The sequence below is a fragment of the Streptomyces macrolidinus genome (genome assembly GCF_023887685.1).
Classification (GTDB): domain Bacteria; phylum Actinomycetota; class Actinomycetes; order Streptomycetales; family Streptomycetaceae; genus Streptomyces; species Streptomyces macrolidinus.
Genome location: NZ_JAMWMR010000002.1, coordinates 293,424 through 311,451, shown reverse-complemented (window position 1 = coordinate 311,451; position 18,028 = coordinate 293,424). Strand labels below are relative to the sequence as shown.

General features: G+C 72.4%; 14 protein-coding genes. 2 read left to right on the top strand and 12 right to left on the bottom strand.

Annotated features, from left to right (window positions below; genetic code table 11):
* Positions 1 to 81 precede the first annotated feature (81 nt).
* The 10 genes from aceE to cobT form a co-directional block, all read right to left on the bottom strand.
* Positions 82 to 2,823 carry a pyruvate dehydrogenase (acetyl-transferring), homodimeric type gene (gene aceE / locus NGF19_RS03585; RefSeq protein ID WP_252422080.1) on the bottom strand — a complete coding sequence of 914 codons (2,742 nt, stop codon included), beginning with the start codon at positions 2,821 to 2,823 and terminating at the stop codon, positions 82 to 84.
* Between the two features lie 288 nt (positions 2,824 to 3,111).
* The gene (locus tag NGF19_RS03580; protein WP_252422078.1) at positions 3,112 to 3,735 is read right to left on the bottom strand and encodes a GntR family transcriptional regulator; all 624 of its coding nucleotides are present in this window, start codon (positions 3,733 to 3,735) and stop codon (positions 3,112 to 3,114) included.
* A gap of 187 nt (positions 3,736 to 3,922) precedes the next feature.
* Entirely contained in the window at positions 3,923 to 5,644 is a 1,722-nt protein-coding gene (gene sucB, locus NGF19_RS03575) for a 2-oxoglutarate dehydrogenase, E2 component, dihydrolipoamide succinyltransferase (protein ID WP_252422077.1), read from the bottom strand.
* A gap of 60 nt (positions 5,645 to 5,704) precedes the next feature.
* Positions 5,705 to 7,093: a dihydrolipoyl dehydrogenase gene (lpdA, locus tag NGF19_RS03570; RefSeq protein ID WP_252422076.1), complete on the bottom strand. Its 1,389-nt coding sequence runs from the start codon at positions 7,091 to 7,093 to the stop codon at positions 5,705 to 5,707.
* Between the two features lie 297 nt (positions 7,094 to 7,390).
* Positions 7,391 to 8,908: a leucyl aminopeptidase gene (locus tag NGF19_RS03565; RefSeq protein ID WP_252422075.1), complete on the bottom strand. Its 1,518-nt coding sequence runs from the start codon at positions 8,906 to 8,908 to the stop codon at positions 7,391 to 7,393.
* A gap of 243 nt (positions 8,909 to 9,151) precedes the next feature.
* Positions 9,152 to 9,778: an RDD family protein gene (locus tag NGF19_RS03560; protein WP_252422074.1), complete on the bottom strand. Its 627-nt coding sequence runs from the start codon at positions 9,776 to 9,778 to the stop codon at positions 9,152 to 9,154.
* 82 nt (positions 9,779 to 9,860) lie between these two features.
* The gene (locus NGF19_RS03555) at positions 9,861 to 10,643 is read right to left on the bottom strand and encodes an adenosylcobinamide-GDP ribazoletransferase (RefSeq protein ID WP_252422073.1); all 783 of its coding nucleotides are present in this window, start codon (positions 10,641 to 10,643) and stop codon (positions 9,861 to 9,863) included.
* Positions 10,644 to 10,676: 33 nt separating this feature from the next.
* A complete protein-coding gene (locus tag NGF19_RS03550; protein WP_252422072.1) occupies positions 10,677 to 11,378 on the bottom strand; it encodes a hypothetical protein in 702 nt (233 codons plus the stop codon).
* Positions 11,375 to 13,168 (bottom strand): phosphatidylglycerol lysyltransferase domain-containing protein, encoded by a 1,794-nt coding sequence (locus NGF19_RS03545; RefSeq protein ID WP_252422071.1) that lies wholly within the window; start codon positions 13,166 to 13,168, stop codon positions 11,375 to 11,377. The genes NGF19_RS03550 and NGF19_RS03545 overlap by 4 nt, the downstream gene beginning before the upstream one ends.
* Before the next feature lie 124 nt (positions 13,169 to 13,292).
* Positions 13,293 to 14,399 carry a nicotinate-nucleotide--dimethylbenzimidazole phosphoribosyltransferase gene (gene cobT / locus NGF19_RS03540; RefSeq protein ID WP_252422069.1) on the bottom strand — a complete coding sequence of 369 codons (1,107 nt, stop codon included), beginning with the start codon at positions 14,397 to 14,399 and terminating at the stop codon, positions 13,293 to 13,295.
* 203 nt (positions 14,400 to 14,602) lie between these two features.
* Between cobT and NGF19_RS03535 the strand changes: the two genes are divergently transcribed.
* Positions 14,603 to 15,280 carry a class I SAM-dependent methyltransferase gene (locus NGF19_RS03535; protein WP_252422068.1) on the top strand — a complete coding sequence of 226 codons (678 nt, stop codon included), beginning with the start codon at positions 14,603 to 14,605 and terminating at the stop codon, positions 15,278 to 15,280.
* A gap of 50 nt (positions 15,281 to 15,330) precedes the next feature.
* Here the strand turns inward: NGF19_RS03535 and NGF19_RS03530 are convergent, their stop codons facing one another.
* Positions 15,331 to 16,530 (bottom strand): bifunctional adenosylcobinamide kinase/adenosylcobinamide-phosphate guanylyltransferase, encoded by a 1,200-nt coding sequence (locus NGF19_RS03530; protein ID WP_252422067.1) that lies wholly within the window; start codon positions 16,528 to 16,530, stop codon positions 15,331 to 15,333.
* Positions 16,531 to 16,691: 161 nt separating this feature from the next.
* Between NGF19_RS03530 and NGF19_RS03525 the strand changes: the two genes are divergently transcribed.
* Positions 16,692 to 16,904: a hypothetical protein gene (locus tag NGF19_RS03525; protein ID WP_252422066.1), complete on the top strand. Its 213-nt coding sequence runs from the start codon at positions 16,692 to 16,694 to the stop codon at positions 16,902 to 16,904.
* 45 nt (positions 16,905 to 16,949) lie between these two features.
* On the opposite strand, the gene NGF19_RS03520 is transcribed toward NGF19_RS03525, so the two are convergent.
* Positions 16,950 to 18,017, bottom strand: a complete 1,068-nt coding sequence (locus tag NGF19_RS03520; RefSeq protein WP_252422065.1) for a S1C family serine protease — start codon at positions 18,015 to 18,017, stop codon at positions 16,950 to 16,952.
* Positions 18,018 to 18,028: the final 11 nt, after the last annotated feature.

Below are 18,028 nucleotides of genomic sequence, written 5' to 3'. Positions count from 1 at the left end.
CGTTCGCCCGTCAGGAGCGGTGACCGGAAGACGGCGAAGGGGTACGGCGCGATGCCGTACCCCTTCGGACCGTCAGTGGCCTCAGCGGCCGTAGCGCTCCCGCGCCTCCTTCACGGTCGTGGCCTTCAGCTCGCCCCGCCGGGAGAGCTGGGCCAGGGCCGCGATCACGATCGACTCGGCGTCCACACCGAAGTGGCGGCGGGCCCCCTCACGGGTGTCGGAGAGACCGAAGCCGTCGGTGCCCAGCGAGGAGTAGTCCTGCTCGACCCACTGCGCGATCTGGTCCGGGACCTGGCGCATGTAGTCGGAGACCGCGAGGACCGGGCCCTCGGCGCCCTGGAGCGCCCGGCGGATGTACGGCACCCGCTCCTCGCCCTCCAGCAGCGCCGCGTCCGCCTCCATGGCGTCGCGCCGCAGCTCACCCCACGACGTCGCCGACCACACGTCCGCCGCGACACCCCACTCCTCGGCGAGCATCCGCTGCGCGTCGAGCGCCCAGTGGATCGCCGTACCCGAACCCAGCAACTGGATCCGCGGGGCGATGGGGGTACCTCCCTGCTCGAGCGAGGTCGAGAGCTTGGGGGACACGGGCGACAGGCCCGCCGACTCCGCCGTGTTGAAGCGGTACAGGCCCTTGACGATGCCCTCGTCGATACCGGCGACCACCGGCTTGGCGGGCTGCGGCAGCGGCTCGTTGTAGACGGTGAGGTAGTAGAAGACGTTCTGGTCCTCGCCCTCGGCGGCCTCGCCGTACATCCGGCGCAGACCCTCCTTGACGATGACCGCGATCTCGTAGGCGAACGCCGGGTCGTACGTCAGCGCCGCCGGGTTGGTGGCCGCGATCACCGGGGAGTGGCCGTCCGCGTGCTGGAGGCCCTCACCGGTCAGCGTGGTGCGGCCGGCCGTGGCGCCGACGAGGAAGCCGCGGCCGAGCTGGTCACCGAGCTGCCACATCTGGTCGGCCGTGCGCTGCCAGCCGAACATCGAGTAGAAGATGTAGAAGGGGATCATCGTCTCGCCGTGCGTCGCGTACGACGTCGACGCCGCGATGAAGTCCGCCATCGAACCGGCCTCGGTGATCCCCTCGTTGAGGATCTGGCCGTTCGTGGCCTCCTTGTAGTACATCAACTGGTCGCGGTCGACCGGCTCGTACGTCTGGCCCTTGGGCGAGTAGATGCCGAGCGAGGGGAACAGGCTCTCCATGCCGAAGGTGCGCGCCTCGTCCGGGACGATCGGCACCCAGCGCCTGCCCGTCTCCTTGTCGCGGACGAGGTCCTTGACCAGGCGGACGAAGGCCATCGTGGTCGCCACGTTCTGCGTGCCCGAGCCCTTGTCGAAGGCGGCGAACGCCTTCTCGGCCGGGGCGGGCAGCGGCGCCACCGGGTGCACCCGGCGGGCCGGGGCCGGGCCGCCGAGGGCCGCGCGGCGCTCCTGGAGGTAGCGGACCTCGGGGGAGTCGGCGCCCGGGTGGCCGTAGGGCACCACACCGTCGACGAACCGGCTGTCCGAGATGGGCAGTTCGAGCAGGTCGCGCATCGTCTTGAACTCGTCCACCGTCAGCTTCTTCATCTGGTGGTTGGCGTTCTTCGACGCGAAGCCCTCGCCGAGCGTGAAGCCCTTGACGGTCTGGGCCAGGATGACGGTCGGCGCGCCCTTGTGCTCCAGGGCCGCCTTGTACGCGGCGTAGACCTTGCGGGCCTCGTGGCCGCCGCGCGAGAGGTGGAAGCACTCGAGGATCTTGTCGTCGCTCAGCAGCTTCGCCATCTCGACGAGCGCCGGGTCCGAGCCGAAGAAGTCCTCGCGGATATAGGCGGCGTCGCGCGTCTGGTACGTCTGCACCTGCGCGTCCGGCACCTCGCGCAGCCGCCGGACGAGCGCGCCCGCGGTGTCGAGGGCGAACAGCTCGTCCCAGGCCGAGCCCCACAGCGTCTTGATGACGTTCCAGCCGGCGCCGCGGAAGCGGCCCTCCAGCTCCTGCACGACCTTGAAGTTGGCGCGCACCGGGCCGTCGAGACGCTGCAGGTTGCAGTTGATGACGAAGGTGAGGTTGTCCAGCTCCTCACGCGAGGCCAGCGTGATCGCCGCCGTCGACTCCGGCTCGTCCATCTCGCCGTCGCCGAGGAAGGCCCAGACGTGCGAGCCCGAGACGTCCTTGACACCGCGGTGGGTGAGATAGCGGTTGAAGCGCGCCTGGTAGATGGCGGACAGCGGGCCGAGGCCCATCGACACCGTCGGGAACTCCCACAGCCAGGGCAGACGCCGCGGGTGCGGGTACGACGGCAGGCCGTCGCCGTCGGACTCCCGGCGGAAGTTGTCGAGCTGCTGCTCGCTCAGCCGGCCGTCGAGGAAGGCACGGGCGTAGATACCGGGGGAGGCGTGGCCCTGGATGTAGAGCTGGTCGCCCGAGCCGTCGCCCTCCTTGCCCCGGAAGAAGTGGTTGAAGCCGGTCTCGTAGAGCCAGGCCGCGGAGGCGAAGGTGGCGATGTGGCCGCCGACGCCGTACTTGCTGCCACGGGTCACCATCGCCGCCGCGTTCCAGCGGTTCCACGCGGTGATCCGGCGTTCCATCGCCTCGTCACCGGGCACGGCCGGTTCGGCGGCGGTGGGGATGCTGTTGACGTAGTCGGTCTCGAGCAGCTTGGGCAGCGCGACGCCGGCGCCCTCGGCACGCTCCAGTGTGCGGCGCATCAGATACGCGGCACGATGCGGCCCGGCTTCCCTCGCGACGGCGTCCAGGGAGGCCTGCCATTCGGCGGTCTCCTCGGGGTCGCGGTCCGGGAGCTGGTCGAGCTCGCTCGGCTGGATGGCGTTGGGGTCGGTCATGTCGCCGCCTTCCTCAGTCGAAGGGGGTTCCCTCATCGGTAAGGGGTGGGGTTGCCCTTGGTCTTTGGCAGGACAGGGCGTGAGGCTCGGTGAAGCCCTCGTGACTGTAACCCCCTGATCGATGATCGATCAAAGGGGGTGGGGGTAAAACCCTTTGATTTCGCGAAAGTCGGCACGCGGTGCCTTCGAAGAGGGCACCGCGTGCCGCTTCGTGATCTGGCTTTCGCAGGTGAGCCCGCGTCCGGGCCTGCGTCCGAGCCTGCGGATGAGCGCCCGAGCGCTCGGCTGTCAGGCGCGCGGCGCGCACCCCAGCACATGGGCCTTCACGATCTCCGCGATCCTCGGGTCCTGGCGGCGGAACGCGGCCACCAGCTCCTCGTGCTCCTCCGCGTACGACTGCTGCACCGTGCCCAGCCAGCGGATCGACAGGGCGGTGAACACCTCGATGCCCAGCCCCTCCCAGGTGTGCAGCAGCACCGAGTTCCCGGCCGCCCGTACCAGCTCACGGTGGAAGGCGACCGTGTGCCGCACCTGGGCCGTGCCGTCCGCCTTGCGGTCCGCGTCGTACAGCGCCGCCACATGCGGCTCCAGGGCCGAGCAGTCCTCCGCCAGCCGCTCGGCCGCGAGTTCGGCCGCTATGGCCTCCAGACCGGCTCGTACGGGGTAGCTCTCCTCCAGGTCGGCCGCGGTCAGATTCCGTACCCGTACACCCTTGTTGGGCGCCGACTCGATCAGCCGCAGCGACTCCAGCTCCCGCAGCGCCTCACGGACCGGGGTCTGGCTGACCTCCAGCTCGGTGGCGATCCGCCGCTCCACGATCCGCTCGCCCGGCTTCCAGCGCCCGCTGACGATCCCCTCCACGATGTGCTCGCGGATCTGTTCGCGCAGCGAGTGGACGACGGGCGCGGTCATGAGGGCTCCTTAAGGGCGCGGTTGCCGTTTAGACAATACGGCTGCCCGGCGGATCCGGTAGGGCGCGCGGGGGCGCTTCCGCGCAGGTGAGACGAGGCTTACACGCCCTGGGGAGCCACGCGTACGAACGCCCCCGCCCGGAACTTCCCGGGCGGGGGCGTCCTGCGACCGTACCGGCCGGAAGGGGCTACAGACCGAGCTCGACCTCGAACTCGCCCGCCTCCAGGATCGCCTTGACCGCGGTCAGGTAACGGGCCGCGTCGGCGCCGTCCACCAGACGGTGGTCGTAGGACAGCGTCAGGTACGTCATGTCGCGGACGGCGATGACCGTACCCTCCTCGGTCTCGATGACCGCCGGGCGCTTGACCGTGGCGCCGATGCCGAGGATCGCGACCTGGTTCGGGGGCACGATGATCGTGTCGAACAGCGCGCCGCGCGAACCGGTGTTGCTGATGGTGAAGGTCGCGCCGGACAGCTCGTCCGGGGTGATCTTGCTGGACCGGACCTTGCCCGCCAGGTCGGCCGTGGCCTTGGCGATACCGGCGATGTTGAGGTCACCGGCGTACTTGATGACCGGAGTCATCAGGCCCTTCTCGGAGTCCACCGCGATACCGATGTTCTCGGTGTCGAAGTAGGTGATCGTGCCCTCGGCCTCGTTGATCCGGGCGTTGATGACCGGGTGGGCCTTCAGCGCCTGGGCCGCCGCCTTCACGAAGAACGGCATCGGGGAGAGCTTGACGCCCTCACGGGCCGCGAACGAGTCCTTGGCCTGGGCGCGCAGGCGCATCAGGCGGGTCACGTCGACCTCGACCACCGAGGACAACTGGGCCTGCTCGTGCAGGGCCTTGACCATGTTGTCGCCGATGACCTTGCGGATGCGCGGCATCTTGACGGTCTGGCCGCGCAGCGGGGAGACCTCCAGGACCGGCGCCTTGCGGGCCGTCGGCACGGCGGCGGCCGGGGCGGCGGCCGGAGCCGGAGCGGCGGGGGCCTTCGCGGCCTCGGCGGCGGCGATGACGTCCTGCTTGCGGATCCGACCGCCGACGCCGGTGCCCTTGACGGTGGCCAGGTCGACACCGTTCTCGGCGGCGAGCTTGCGCACCAGCGGGGTGACGTACGCACCCTCGTCCGTGGCCTCCGCGGCGGGAGCCGGGGCGGCCGGGGCGACCGGCGCGGGCGCGGCCGGGGCCACGGGGGCCGGGGCCGGAGCGGCGGGAGCGGCCGGAGCCGGAGCCGGAGCCGGAGCCGGGGCAGCGGGTGCGGCCGGGGCGGCCGGAGCCGGAGCGGCACCCGGAGCGCCGATGACGGCCAGCTTGGCGCCGACCTCGGCGGTCTCGTCCTCGGCGACCACGATCTCCAGCAGCACACCGGAGGCGGGCGCCGGGATCTCGGTGTCGACCTTGTCCGTCGAGACCTCGAGCAGCGGCTCGTCGGCCTCGATGGTGTCGCCGACCGACTTCAGCCAGCGGGTGACGGTGCCCTCGGTGACGGACTCACCGAGCGCGGGCAGGACCACGTCCGTGCCCTGCGCGCCACCGGCAGGAGCAGCGGCGGGGGCCGGGGCCGGGGCGGCGGGGGCCTCGGCGACCGGGGCCGGGGCGGGCTCGGCCACGGGGGCGGGAGCGGGGGCCTCGGCGGCGGCCGGGGCCGGAGCCGCGGCAGGCGCGCCCGTGCCGTCGTCGATGACGGCCAGTTCGGCGCCGACCTCGACGGTCTCGTCCTCGGCGACCTTGATGGAGGACAGCACGCCGGAGGCGGGGGCCGGGATCTCGGTGTCGACCTTGTCGGTCGAGACCTCGAGCAGCGGCTCGTCGGCCTCGACGCGCTCGCCCTCGGCCTTCAGCCAGCGGGTGACAGTGCCCTCGGTGACGCTCTCACCGAGCGCCGGAAGGGTTACGGAAACCGCCATGGTTTCGGTTTCTCCTTACGAATTGCGGAAGTCTGTGTCGTCGCGCCCGAAGACTGAGGGTCAGTCGTGGGAGTGGAGGGGCTTGCCGGCCAGGGCCAGGTGGGCCTCGCCGAGCGCCTCGTTCTGGGTCGGGTGGGCGTGGATGAGCTGGGCCACCTCGGCCGGCAGCGCCTCCCAGTTGTAGATGAGCTGGGCCTCGCCGACCTGCTCGCCCATGCGGTCACCGACCATGTGGACGCCGACCACGGCACCGTCCTTGACCTGGACGAGCTTGATCTCGCCCGCGGTCTTCAGGATCTTGCTCTTGCCGTTGCCCGCCAGGTTGTACTTGAGCGCGACGACCTTGTCCGCGCCGTAGATCTCCTTGGCCTTGGCCTCGGTGATACCGACGGAGGCGACCTCCGGGTGGCAGTACGTCACCCGCGGGACACCGTCGTAGTCGATCGGGACGACCTTCAGACCGGCCAGACGCTCTGCCACCAGGATGCCCTCGGCGAAGCCGACGTGCGCGAGCTGGAGCGTCGGGACCAGGTCGCCGACCGCGGAGATGGTCGGGACGTTCGTCCGCATGTACTCGTCGACGAGGACGTAGCCGCGGTCCATGGCGACCCCGGCCTCCTCGTAGCCCAGGCCCTGGGAGACCGGGCCGCGGCCGACGGCGACGAGCAGGACCTCGGCCTCGAACTCCTTGCCGTCGGCGAGGGTGACCTTGACACCGGTCTCGGTGTACTCGGCCTTCTGGAAGAACGTGCCGAGGTTGAACTTGATCCCGCGCTTGCGGAAGGCGCGCTCGAGCAGCTTGGAGGAGTTCTCGTCCTCGACCGGCACGAGGTGCTTCAGACCCTCGATGACGGTGACGTCGGCACCGAAGGACTTCCAGGCCGAGGCGAACTCGACTCCGATGACACCGCCGCCGAGGATGATCGCGGACTGCGGCACGCGGTCCAGGACGAGGGCGTGGTCGGAGGAGATGATGCGGTTGCCGTCGATCTCCAGGCCCGGCAGCGACTTCGGCACGGAGCCCGTCGCCAGGAGGACGTGGCGGCCCTGGATCCGCTGACCGTTCACGTCGACGGAGGTCGGGGAGGACAGCCGGCCCTCACCCTCGATGTAGGTCACCTTGCGGGAGGCGATCAGACCCTGAAGGCCCTTGTACAGGCCCGAGACGACCTCGTCCTTGTACTTGTGGACGGCCGGTACGTCGATGCCCTCGAAGGTGGTCTTGACACCGAACTGCTCGCTCTCGCGGGCCTGGTCGGCGACCTCGCCCGCGTGCAGCAGAGCCTTGGTGGGGATGCATCCCCGGTGCAGGCAGGTACCGCCGACCTTGTCCTTCTCGATCAGGGCGACGTCCAGGCCAAGCTGCGCCCCGCGCAGGGCCGCGGCGTAACCGCCGCTACCGCCGCCGAGGATCACTAGGTCGAAAACGGTGCTGGCGTCGTTCGCCACGTCACGTCCTCCATGCATGTGCGCCACGCCCGGTCTGCGGTGACCGGTCGGAACGGCTGTGTCCGGCCGCTTTGCTTCGGCCCTTCGGTGGGGCCCTGTCCTGCCGAGGCCCATCTTCGCACTTGTCGGCGGTGGAATGGACGCCGGGCCGGAGTCTGGGACGTCGGATCCATCACGTGCGAAGGTCGCGGGCGTGGACGTACCGACGGATTTCGTCGAGGGCGAAATTCGAAACGACCGGAGGGGGTCACGTACGGATATCCGTACGTGACCCCCTCCGGCGCGCGGTGATGGGGATCAGCCCAGCTCGCCCGCCGCCGTCAGCTCCGCGAGCCGGACCAGCGTGCGTACGGCCGAGCCGGTGCCGCCCTTGGGGGTGTAGCCGAAGGGGGCCTGCTCGTTGAAGGCCGGACCCGCGATGTCGAGGTGGGCCCAGGTGATGCCCTCGCCGACGAACTCCTTCAGGAACAGACCGGCGACCAGGCCGCCGCCCATCCGGTCGCCCATGTTGGCGATGTCCGCGGTGGGGGAGTCCATGCCCTTGCGCAGGTGCTCGGGCAGCGGCATCGGCCAGGCGTCCTCGCCGGACTCCTCCGCGGCCTCGTGGATCGCGGTGCGGAACGCGTCGTCGTTCGCCATGATCCCGAAGGTGTGGTTGCCGAGCGCCACCATCATCGCGCCGGTCAGCGTCGCGACGTCGACGATCGCGTCCGGGGTCTCCTCCGAGGCGGCCCACAGCGCGTCCGCGAGGACCAGCCGGCCCTCGGCGTCCGTGTTGAGCACCTCGACGGTCTTGCCGCTGTACATGCGCAGCACGTCGCCGGGGCGGGTGGCCGAGCCGGAGGGCATGTTCTCGGCCAGCGCGAGCCAGCCGGTGACATTGACCTTCAGACCGAGGCGCGCGGCGGCCACGACCGCGGCGAAGACCGCCGCCGCACCGGCCATGTCGCACTTCATGGTCTCGTTGTGACCGGCCGGCTTGAGGGAGATGCCGCCCGAGTCGTAGGTGATGCCCTTGCCGACGAAGGCCAGGTGCTTGTCCGCCTCGGGGTGCTGGTACGCCAGCTTCACCAGGCGGGGACCGGCGGCCGAGCCGGCGCCGACGCCGAGGATGCCGCCGTAGCCGCCCTTGGTCAGCGCCTTCTCGTCGAGCACCTGGACCGTGAGCCCGTGCTCCTTGCCCGCGGTCTGCGCGAGGGCCGCGAAGGCCGCCGGGTTCAGGTCGTTGGGCGGGGTGTTGACGAGGTCGCGGGCGCGGTTCAGCTCCTCCGCGACGGCGACGACGCGCTCGACGGCCGCCTTGTACTCCTTGTCGCGGGGCTTGCCGCCGAGCAGGGCGACCTCGGCGAGCGGGGCCTTGCCGTTGCCGTTCTTGGCGGTCTCCTTGTACGCGTCGAAGGCGTACGCGCCGAGCAGCGCGCCCTCGCCGACGGCAGCGGCGTCGGCGGCCTCGACGAGCGGCAGGGCGAAGACGGCCTTCTGGGCACCGGCCAGCGCGCGGGCGGCGTTACCGGCGGCGCGGCGCAGCGACTCGGCGGTGTACGCCTCGTCCTCGCCGGGCTCGGCACCGAGGCCCACCGCCACCACGACGGGCGCCTTGAAGCCGGAGGGCGCGGGCAGCTTCGTCACCTCGCCCTCGGCGCCGGTGGCGCCCAGGGTCTCCAAGGTGGCGGCGAGCTTGCCGTCGTACGCCTCGTCCACGGTCTCGGCGCCCGGTGCGACGACCGGGCCCTGAGCGCCCTTCGCGACACCGACCACGATCGCGTCGGCCCGCAGGCCGGCCGCCGCGGCGGTGCTGAGAGTGAGAGCAGTCACGGTGGTGAAATCTCGCTTCCAATTGAGTTTCGGTGGCCGATTGAGTCTCGGTGGCCGAACGGATGGGGTCGACCAGCCCGGGAACCGACACTAGAACCCTCGTGCGGCGCGGTTTCCACCTGGGGCAGCAGAACACCCGGCACGAGCCTACGCGGACCGGCCGGTTCTCTCATCGGTCCGGGTGCCCGTCGTGCCGTGGCGCGGTGGCCGCCGTGCCTCAGCGGCCGTGCCGGGCAAGGGACTTCAGGCCGCGGGATACGGGGGCTGCGGGGTGTACGGCGGGGGCACGGCGGCGGTCCTGCGCAGGCGCAGGCTCTCGACCGTCGTCCCGGCCACCCGGTCCGCGAGCGAGCGGCGGCTGCGGGCGAGGACGGGCAGCGTGTTCAGGAAGAACACCACCACGGCCAGCGCCCACACCAGCACCGACAGCAGGAACTCGCCCTCGACCAGCAGCACACAGGCCAGGGCGTACACCGCCACGTCGGCGATCGTCGTCACGGCCGCCCGCAGCGCGGTCCGGCCGACCGAACTCGGGGTGACCTTGAAGCCGGTCAGCGCCTTGCCCAGGGTGCGCCCGGCGAGGGCGAGCGAGCCCCACTGGTAGAGGAACGTGGCGAGCGCCAGCAGGACGAAGCCCTGCTCCACGTAGCCCAGCGCCTTGTTCCACAGGAACAGTCCGACGCTCTCGGAGGTGTTCACGACGTCGCCCCGCGAGGTGAGCAGGTCCAGGCCGCTGCGGGTGGCGAGTTCGGGCACGTCGGTGAAGAGGCCGGATATGCGGTGGAAGGTCAGTACGGCGAGCGCCGAGGCCGCCGCGACGACCAGAGCGAAGTCGATGCACCACGCCAGGATGCGACGCGTCTTCTGCACAGGTTCCCCCCGAGAACAGTGAGTGATCGGTGCGTCAGACTAGTACGTCGTCACCCGGTCAACTCGCGTGCTTGCAGGGGTACTAGCTCAGCGACAGCACCACCAGCACTGCTGTGGCGGCGGTTTCGGCCACCGCGCCGCACACGTCTCCCGTCAGTCCGCCGAAGCGGCGCGTGCAGTGGCGCAGCAGAAGGTGGGCGGCGACCAGTGCGAGCAGCACCGCCGTCGCCGTACGCACCACGCCGTACGTGCCCGGCAGCGCGCCCCCGGCCGCCGCCGCCACGACGACCGCGGCGGCCACCGCGAGCGCGCCGCGCAGCGGGACCACGCCCGCGACCGCGGCGCCGAGCCCCTCCGGCCGGGCGGCCGGGACGCCCGTGCGCGTGGCCAGCGTGAGGGCCAGTCGGGCCGTGGTGGCCGAGACGACGGCGGCGAGCGCGCCGCGCGCCCAGGAGCCGCCGTAGGCCTGCGCGAGCGCCGCCACCTGCGCCAGCAGCACGAACACCAGCGTGACCACGCCGAACGGCCCGATGTCCGACCGCTTCATGATGCGCAGCGCTTCTTCGGCGGGCTTCGCGCTGCCGAGCCCGTCCGCGGTGTCCGCGAGCCCGTCGAGATGCAGCCCGCGCGTGAGGGCGGCGGGTACGGCGACGGTGGCGACGGCGGCGAGCAAGGGCCCGGCGCCCAGCAGGAGCAGGCCCGCGCCGAGCAGGGCCGCGAGCGCGCCCACCACCATCCCGGCCAGGGGCGCGCACAGCATCCCGCCGCGTGCCGTCTCCCGGTCCCAGCGGGTCACCCGGACCGGGAGGACGGTGAGCGTGCCGAAGGCGAAGCGGAGGCCGTGCAAGGGCGGGGTCGTGAACACGGCCGAAGGGTACGCGACCGCCGTACCCGCACGTCAGGGCCGGACCGGCGGCGGATCCGGCGCGCAGTCCACCCGGGCCGCCGGCCGCAGGCGCCGCCGCAGCGCCGAGGCCCCGCACAGCACCAGCACCGCCCCGATCGCGGCGAGATGCTCCTTGCCCGCGAGGTTCGCCTTCAGCGCGACCTCACCGGCCATGGCCGCGCTCAGCACCCCCGCGGTGAGCGGGGCCCGGTAGCGCCAGCACAGGAACAGGGCGAGCCCGATCACCGCGGCCGACGGGCCGGTGTCGACGACCTGCGCGTCCGTCGCGGGCAGCCCCAGCGGATGGTGCGGGTCGAGTCCGGTGCCCACGCGCGCGTACAGCGTGCCGGCCAGCGTGGTGGCGTACGCGATGGCCAGCGTGCGCCACCAGCCCAGACAGATCTCGGCGAGGCCGAACACCGCGAGGATCTGGAGCAACGCCCCCCACACCGGCAGGTCGAGGGCCGGGACGAACAACGACAGCGGGGTGCGCAGCAGGGCCAGCCACAGCGGCTCCTCCGCCCGTACGGACCCGATGTTCTGCACGAACCGGAAGCCCCAGGACTGGTTCTGCACGAACTGCAGGACCGAGGTCAGGCACACGGCCGCGAGCGTCATCGGGACCGCCCGCCCCCGCCGCCGCAGCAGGGCCTCGCGCACCGTCGCGTACGGCGGTCCCCACTCGGCGCGGACCCGCCGGACGAGGCGCCTCACCTGTGCGAGGCAAGGTGCTTGCGGTGCAGCCACTTCGGCAGCCCCGGCGCCTCCAGGAAGCCCTCGGCGCGCGCCGAGGCGATACCGATGCGCAGCAGGTCCGCGCTCTTCTCGAAGAGCAGGAACCGGGGCTCCCAGATCGGCCGGTACTTGGCGTTGGCCCGGTACAGCGACTCGATCTGCCACCAGCGGGAGAAGAAGCTGAGCAGCGAGCGCCAGGTCCGCAGCACCGGCCCGGCGCCCAGCCGCGCGCCCCGTTCGAAGACGGACCGGAACATCGCGAAGTTGAGGGAGACCTGGGTGATGCCGATCTCCCCGGCGCGGCGCAGCAGTTCGATCACCATGAACTCCATGAGCCCGTTCTCGGCGTCCCGGTCGCGGCGCATGAGGTCGAGCGAGAGCCCGTGCGGGCCCCAGGGCACGAAGGACAGCAGCGCCCGCAACTCGCCGTCCCTGTCCGTGCAGGCGAGCATGACGCACTGCCCGTCCTCGGGGTCGCCGAGCCGTCCCAGGGCCATGCTGAAGCCGCGCTCGGTGGCCCCGTCGCGCCAGTCGTCGGCCTTCTTCACCAGGTACGCCATCTCGTCGGCCGGGATGTCCGCGTGGCGCCGGACGCTGACCGTGTACCCGGCGCGCTTCACGCGGTTGTAGGCCTGGCGGACGGTGCGCATGGCCCGTCCCTCCAGGGTGAACTCGCCGACGTCCGCGATGGCTTCGTCACCGAGTTCGAGCGCGTCCAGGCCGTGGCGCGCGTACACGGTCCCGGCCTCCTCGCTCGCGCCCATCACGGCGGGGATCCAGCCGTGCGCGCGTGCCTCGGCGAGCCAGGGCTCGATGGCGCCCGGCCAGGCCTCCGGGTCGCCGAGCGGATCGCCGGAGGCGAGGGAGACCCCGCCGACGACGCGGTAGGCGACCGCCGCCTTGCCGGTCGGCGACCAGATCACGCTCTTCTCCCGGCGCAGCGCGAAGTAGCCGAGCGAGTCCCGCTCGCCGTGTCCCTCCAGCAGCTCCCGCAGCTTCTTCTCGTCGTCCTCGCTGATCGGGTCGACGGCGCGCCGGGACCGGAAGGCGGCGTACAGGACGGCGAGGAAGAGCAGGGTGCTGCAGACGTTGATCGTGACGTTGACCCAGCCCGGCGTGGAGATCCCGAGATAGTGCGAGTCGTCGACGGCGACCGACACGAGCCGCAGGGTGCCGTAGCGCCAGCGTTCCAGGAAGGTCGAACGCTCCGCCAGGGGCGAGGTGTTGGTGGCGGTGACCAGGAGCGCGGCGAGCAGCGAGGAGACCAGCAGACCACCGGCCGCGACGGCGACGGCGAGCCGGGGGTTGGCCCGGTCGCCCTTGGCGTAGAACTCCCGCCGTCCGACGAGGAGCGCGGCGACGAAGCCCGCGGTCAGCAGCAGGGAGATCCAGTTCTGCGCGTACCGCCGGATCTCCGGGAACGACATGGCGAAGGCGAACAGCAGCAGGAACGACCCGCTGAGCACGAGGTTGAGGATCCAGGCGGCACGCTTGCGCCGCCGCATGGTGACGGCGAGGAAGAGCGTGAACACGCCGGAGGCGAAGCCCGCGGTCAGCAGGTACGGCGTGAAGAGGTCCTCCTGGTTGTGGCGCCGTACGTCCTGCCCGAGGGAAACCCACACGGCGGAGAGGAAGTTGACGAACATGACGGCGCGCAGGTACCAGACGGCGCACGCGGCGGCCCGCCGGGACGCGTGACCGGACACTCGCGCCCCGTCGCCCGGCCTGGATGCATGGTCCCGTTCGACGGTAAATCGGGCATCTCCCATGAAGCCCGATGATATGGGGCCGTCATGGGGCGCGGGGGAGCGGGACAGGCCGACGGCCGGTCGACCCGGCGGCCTGTCCTCGACGAACGACGGAAGCTGCTCCCGCTCGGCAGAACGACGGAAGCTACTCCCGCTCGGCGGCTTCGGTGGTCTCTTCGGCTTCGGCGGCCTCCGCGGTGTCTTCGGTCGGCTTCTCCGGAAGCTCCGCCGCCAGTGCCGCCGCGGCCCGCACCAGCGGCAGCGTCAGCAGCGCCCCGGTGCCCTCGCCGACGGACACCCCCTGGTCCAGCAGCGGCTCCAGCGCCAGCCGGTCCAGCGCCTTGCGCTGCGCGGGCTCCCCGCTGCTCTGCCCGGCCAGCCACCAGTCCGGCGCGCGGAACGCGATCCGCTGCCCCACCAGCGCGCACGCCGCCGAGACCACGCCGTCCAGGATCACCGGGGTCTTGCGCACCGCGCACTGCAGCAGGAAGCCGGTCGTCGCGGCCAGGTCGGCACCGCCCACCGCCGCCAGCAACTGCAACGGCTCGCCGAGCACCGGCCGGGCGCGCCGCAGCGAGTCCCGGATCGCGGCGCACTTGCGCATCCAGGCGAGGTCGTCGATCGCCACGCCACCGCGCCCGGTGACCACGGACGCGTCCGTCCCGCACAGCGCCGCGATCAGCACGGCCGCCGGGGTCGTGCCGCCGACGCTCACATCGCCGAGGACCACCAGATCCGTCCCGGAGTCGGCCTCCTCGTCCGCGACCGCCATCCCGGCGCGGAACGCCGCCTCCGCCTCCTCGGGCGTCAGCGCGTCCTCGATGTCGACGCGCCCGCTGCCGCGCCGCACCCGATGCCGTACGACATCCGCGGGCAGGTCGCCCGGGTCGCAGTCGAGCGCCATGTCGACCACGCGCACCGGCACGTTCGACTGCCGCGCGAGGATCGAGACCGGGCTCCCGCCCTCCAGAACCGCCCGCACCAGCGTGGCGGCGCTGCCCGCGGGGCGTGCCGAGACGTCGAGCGAGGCGACCCCGTGGTCACCGGCGAACAGCACCACGCGCGGCCGTTCGATCGGTCGCACTCGCGCGGTGGACTGCGCCGCCGCCAGCCACTCACCCAGGTCGTCGAGGCGGCCCAGTGCCCCGGGTGGCACGATCTGACGCTCCCGGCGCGCCTCCGCGTCGCGGCGCACCCCGCCGTCGGGGCGCTCGATCAGATCGGTGAAGTCGTCGAGATGTAGCGAGCTCATTCGCCGAACAGTACCGGCAGCCATCGAACGCGGCGCGGCTCCCCGGACGCCGCGTTCTTGCACCCCTGAGAGGGATCCCGTACGCCCCGATTGGTCACGTATTGTCGCGCCTGTGGTCACTGCCGTGCGCCTCGGTCACTCCGGTCACCGCGGTCGTACGGGTCACCCCGGTCGCACGCCGTCTCCCGTGTCAGGAGCCGCCCATGCCCGCCAGCCCGCACCCGGACGCCGCCCGCCCCACCGCCCGGTTCCACGAACCGCGCCGCGCGGACTGCCCGTGGTGCGGCTCGCCCAGGCTGCGCAGAGCGCGCGCGTACGTCACGGCCCGCCGTCACCGGGCGGCGGCCCGCGCCCTGCTGCCCTTCCCGGAGCCGGAGAGCTGGCTCGACGTCGGCACCGGCTACGGCCTCTTCCCCGAGGCGGCCCAGGAGATCCACCCGTACACGGCCTTCGACGGCCTCGACCCCACCCCGCGCGTCGAGACCGCCCACGCCGCGGGCCGCATCGAGGAGGCCTACCTCGGGCACCTCACCGACCCGGCGATCCTGACGCGCCTGCGCGCCCGCTACGACGTCGTCAGCATGCTCCACCACCTGGAACACACCCGCCGCCCGCGCGCCGAACTGCGCGCCGCTCTCACCGTGTTGCGCCCCGGCGGCCATCTGCTCCTCGAAGTCACCGACCCCGCCCGCGTGTTCGCCGCGCTGCCCGCGACCTGGTGGACCCCCTGCGACCGCCCGCACCCACGCCGCCCGATGCCGCTGCCGGATCTACGGGCCGAACTGGCCGCCCTGGGCTGCGTGATCGTCACGACGCACCGTCGCGCGAACGCGTACCGGATCATCGCGCGCCGCCACCACCGCGAGGACGCCCGGCCCTGACCCCACCGATCACCGCGCGCCACCACCGCGGGCACGCCCGGCCCTGACCGTCACTCGCGCAACGCCAGCGCCTGTCCGGCCACCACCAGCAGTACCTGCTCGCACTCCGCCGCGAACGCCGCGTTCAGGCGGCCGAGTTCGTCGCGGTAGCGGCGGCCCGACAGGGTCGCCGGGACGATGCCGGAGCCGACCTCGTTCGAGACCGCCACCACCGTCCGGCGCGTGTGGCGCACCGCCGCCGCCAGCTCCGCCACCCGCGCCCGCAGCGCCCGCTCACCACCGCCCGCCCACTCCGCGTCGTCCCACGCGCCGACCGCGTCCATCGCGTCGGTCAGCCACAGCGACAGACAGTCGATCAGCAGCGGCGGCCCGTCCTCCGCCAGCAGCGGTACGAGATCGCAGGTCTCGCAGGTGTGCCAGGACCCGGGCCGCCGCTCCCGGTGCGCGGCCACCCGCTCCGCCCACTCCGTGTCCCCGCTCCGCGACCCGCCCGTCGCCACGTACCGCACGTCAGGGAACGCCGCCAGCCGCCGCTCCGCCTCCACCGACTTGCCCGAGCGCGCCCCGCCCAGCACCAGCGTGCGCCGCGGCACGTCCGGTACGTCCTCGTAGCCGCCCACGATCAGCGTCGTCCCGTCCGGCACCGGCCGCGCCCCGGCCGCCGCGAGCCGCCGCCGCAGCTCGGCGCCCTGCGGCACGTCGTGGTCGAGATGCACGGCCACCACGTCCGTGGTCGGCCCGAGCGCCCCCACCGCCCGCAGCCTCGCCAACGCGTCCGGGCGCCCGAGGACATCCGCCAGCACCAGGTCGTACGGCTCCGCGGGCGCCTCGAGGCCCGCGGGCGCCGCACCCGGCGGCAGATAGAGCAGCCGCAGCCCCTCCGGCCCGGTCACCGCGTACCCGGTGCCCGGCGCGTCCATCGCCAGCGCCCGCACCCGATGCCCGGTCAGCAACGCCAACTCCCGCCCGTCCGGCACCCGTCCGGGCTGCGGCAGACCCGCCGGGACCTCGACGGCGGGCCCGTCGTGCGGATGCGTCAGCAGCACCTGCCGTACGCCCGCGAGCGAGCGACCGGCGCGCGCCGCCGCGAACACCGCGCCCGGGGTGAGGTCAAGGAGCAGCGCCCCGTCCACGAGCACCGCGGTCGCCGCCCGCGCGTCCGGGCCGAGCGCACGCGCGCAGGTCGCACAGGGACAGTCGGGGCGGGGCAGGCCCGCGGGGGCACCGGTGCCGAGCAATGTCAGTTCCACGCACCCGATTTTCCCGGCTCCCCCCACCCACCGCGCGCCCAGCCGCTCTTCGCGCGCCCACGGACTTCTCCCCCTCGACCGGCGCAGCGCATAGGCTCGGGGCGGCAGCCGGACCGGAATTCGGGTGCCGCTCTGCGTGAGTTCACATCTGGGAGGCGTACATGGCGGCATGGACGTGGCGGTTCGAGAAGGCCGACGGGGTGGAGGTACCGCCCGCGGTCGCGCCCGAGGAGTTCACCACGCAGGGGGACGCCGAGTCCTGGATCGGGGAGCACTGGCGGGACCTGTGCGACGGCGGCGTGGACCAGGTCCGGCTGTTCGAGGACGCGACGGAGATCTACGGACCGATGAGCCTGCACGCCGAGGACGCGTAGCCGGGCACCACCCGGGGAGGGGGCAGGCGCGCCCCCTCCCGCCCCTCACTGCTCGCTCAGCGTCACGTCCGCCGTCTTCCGGTCGCCGCCGCGCAGATACGTGACCGTCGTCCGCTGCCCCGGCTTGTCACCGGCGAGCGCCTCGGACAGCGACGTGATCGTGGTGATCTCGCGGTCGCCCAGCTTGACGATGACGTCCCCGGCCCGCAGCCCCGCCTTGTCCGCCGCGCCGCCGTGCTGGACGTCGACCACCGCGACCCCGACCGGCTGGGAGCCCACGTTCACCAGCGTGCGGCCGGTGATACCGAGCGCCGCGCGCCCCGAATGCGTGACCCGCCCCTTCGCGATGATCTGGTCGGCGATCGTCTTCACCATGTTCGCCGGGATCGCGAACCCGATACCGGGCGCCGCGCTGTTCCCGAAGCCGGGGTCGACCGCGGCGAGCGTCGGGATCCCGATGACCTCGCTGTCGAGGTTCACGAGCGCGCCCCCGCTGTTCCCGGGGTTGATCGCCGCCGAGGTCTGCACCATGTTCGCGATGGTGGCGCCCGTAGCGCCGTCCGTACTGCCCTCGCTGACCGTCCGCCCGGTCGCCGACACGATCCCCTGGGTCACACTGGACGACAGCCCGAGCGGCGACCCCATGGCCAGCACGATCTGCCCCACCTCGACCTTGGTCGAGTCCCCGAAGGCAGCAGCCTTCAGCCCGTGCGGCAGGGTGTCCAGCTTGACGACGGCGAGGTCCTGGGCGGGATACGAGTAGATCAGATGCGCGGTGAGCGGATGCTCGCTGTTGGCGGTCGTCACCTGGAACGTCCGGCTGCTTCCGACCACATGCGCGTTGGTGACGATATGGCCCTGGTCGTCGTACACCACACCGGACCCGAGCCCCTCGCCCGCGCGGATCTGCACGACCGACGGCAGCACGTTCTTGATGACCCGCTGGTAGTCGCCCTGCAGATCGCTGTTCGTCCTGGACGCGACGGTCCGCGTGTGCGTCGGACCGTCCTGCTTCGCCGGGGCGGAGCCGGTGCAGCCGCCGAGCAGGACCACCAGGGAGGAGGCGACGGCGGGCGCGGACCAACGGAGCACACGGAAACGGGAAGCGTCCATGCCCCGAGTCT

Bases quoted from the DNA above. Each gene is read 5' to 3' on its own strand.
- aceE (WP_252422080.1), bottom strand. From the start codon at position 2,823: ATGACCGACCCCAACGCCATCCAGCCGAGCGAGCTCGACCAGCTCCCG.
- sucB (WP_252422077.1), bottom strand. From the start codon at position 5,644: ATGGCGGTTTCCGTAACCCTTCCGGCGCTCGGTGAGAGCGTCACCGAG.
- NGF19_RS03545 (WP_252422071.1), bottom strand. From the start codon at position 13,168: ATGGGAGATGCCCGATTTACCGTCGAACGGGACCATGCATCCAGGCCG.
- NGF19_RS03520 (WP_252422065.1), bottom strand. From the start codon at position 18,017: ATGGACGCTTCCCGTTTCCGTGTGCTCCGTTGGTCCGCGCCCGCCGTC.
- NGF19_RS03525 (WP_252422066.1), top strand. From the start codon at position 16,692: ATGGCGGCATGGACGTGGCGGTTCGAGAAGGCCGACGGGGTGGAGGTA.
- cobT (WP_252422069.1), bottom strand. From the start codon at position 14,399: ATGAGCTCGCTACATCTCGACGACTTCACCGATCTGATCGAGCGCCCC.
- NGF19_RS03580 (WP_252422078.1), bottom strand. From the start codon at position 3,735: ATGACCGCGCCCGTCGTCCACTCGCTGCGCGAACAGATCCGCGAGCAC.
- NGF19_RS03535 (WP_252422068.1), top strand. From the start codon at position 14,603: ATGCCCGCCAGCCCGCACCCGGACGCCGCCCGCCCCACCGCCCGGTTC.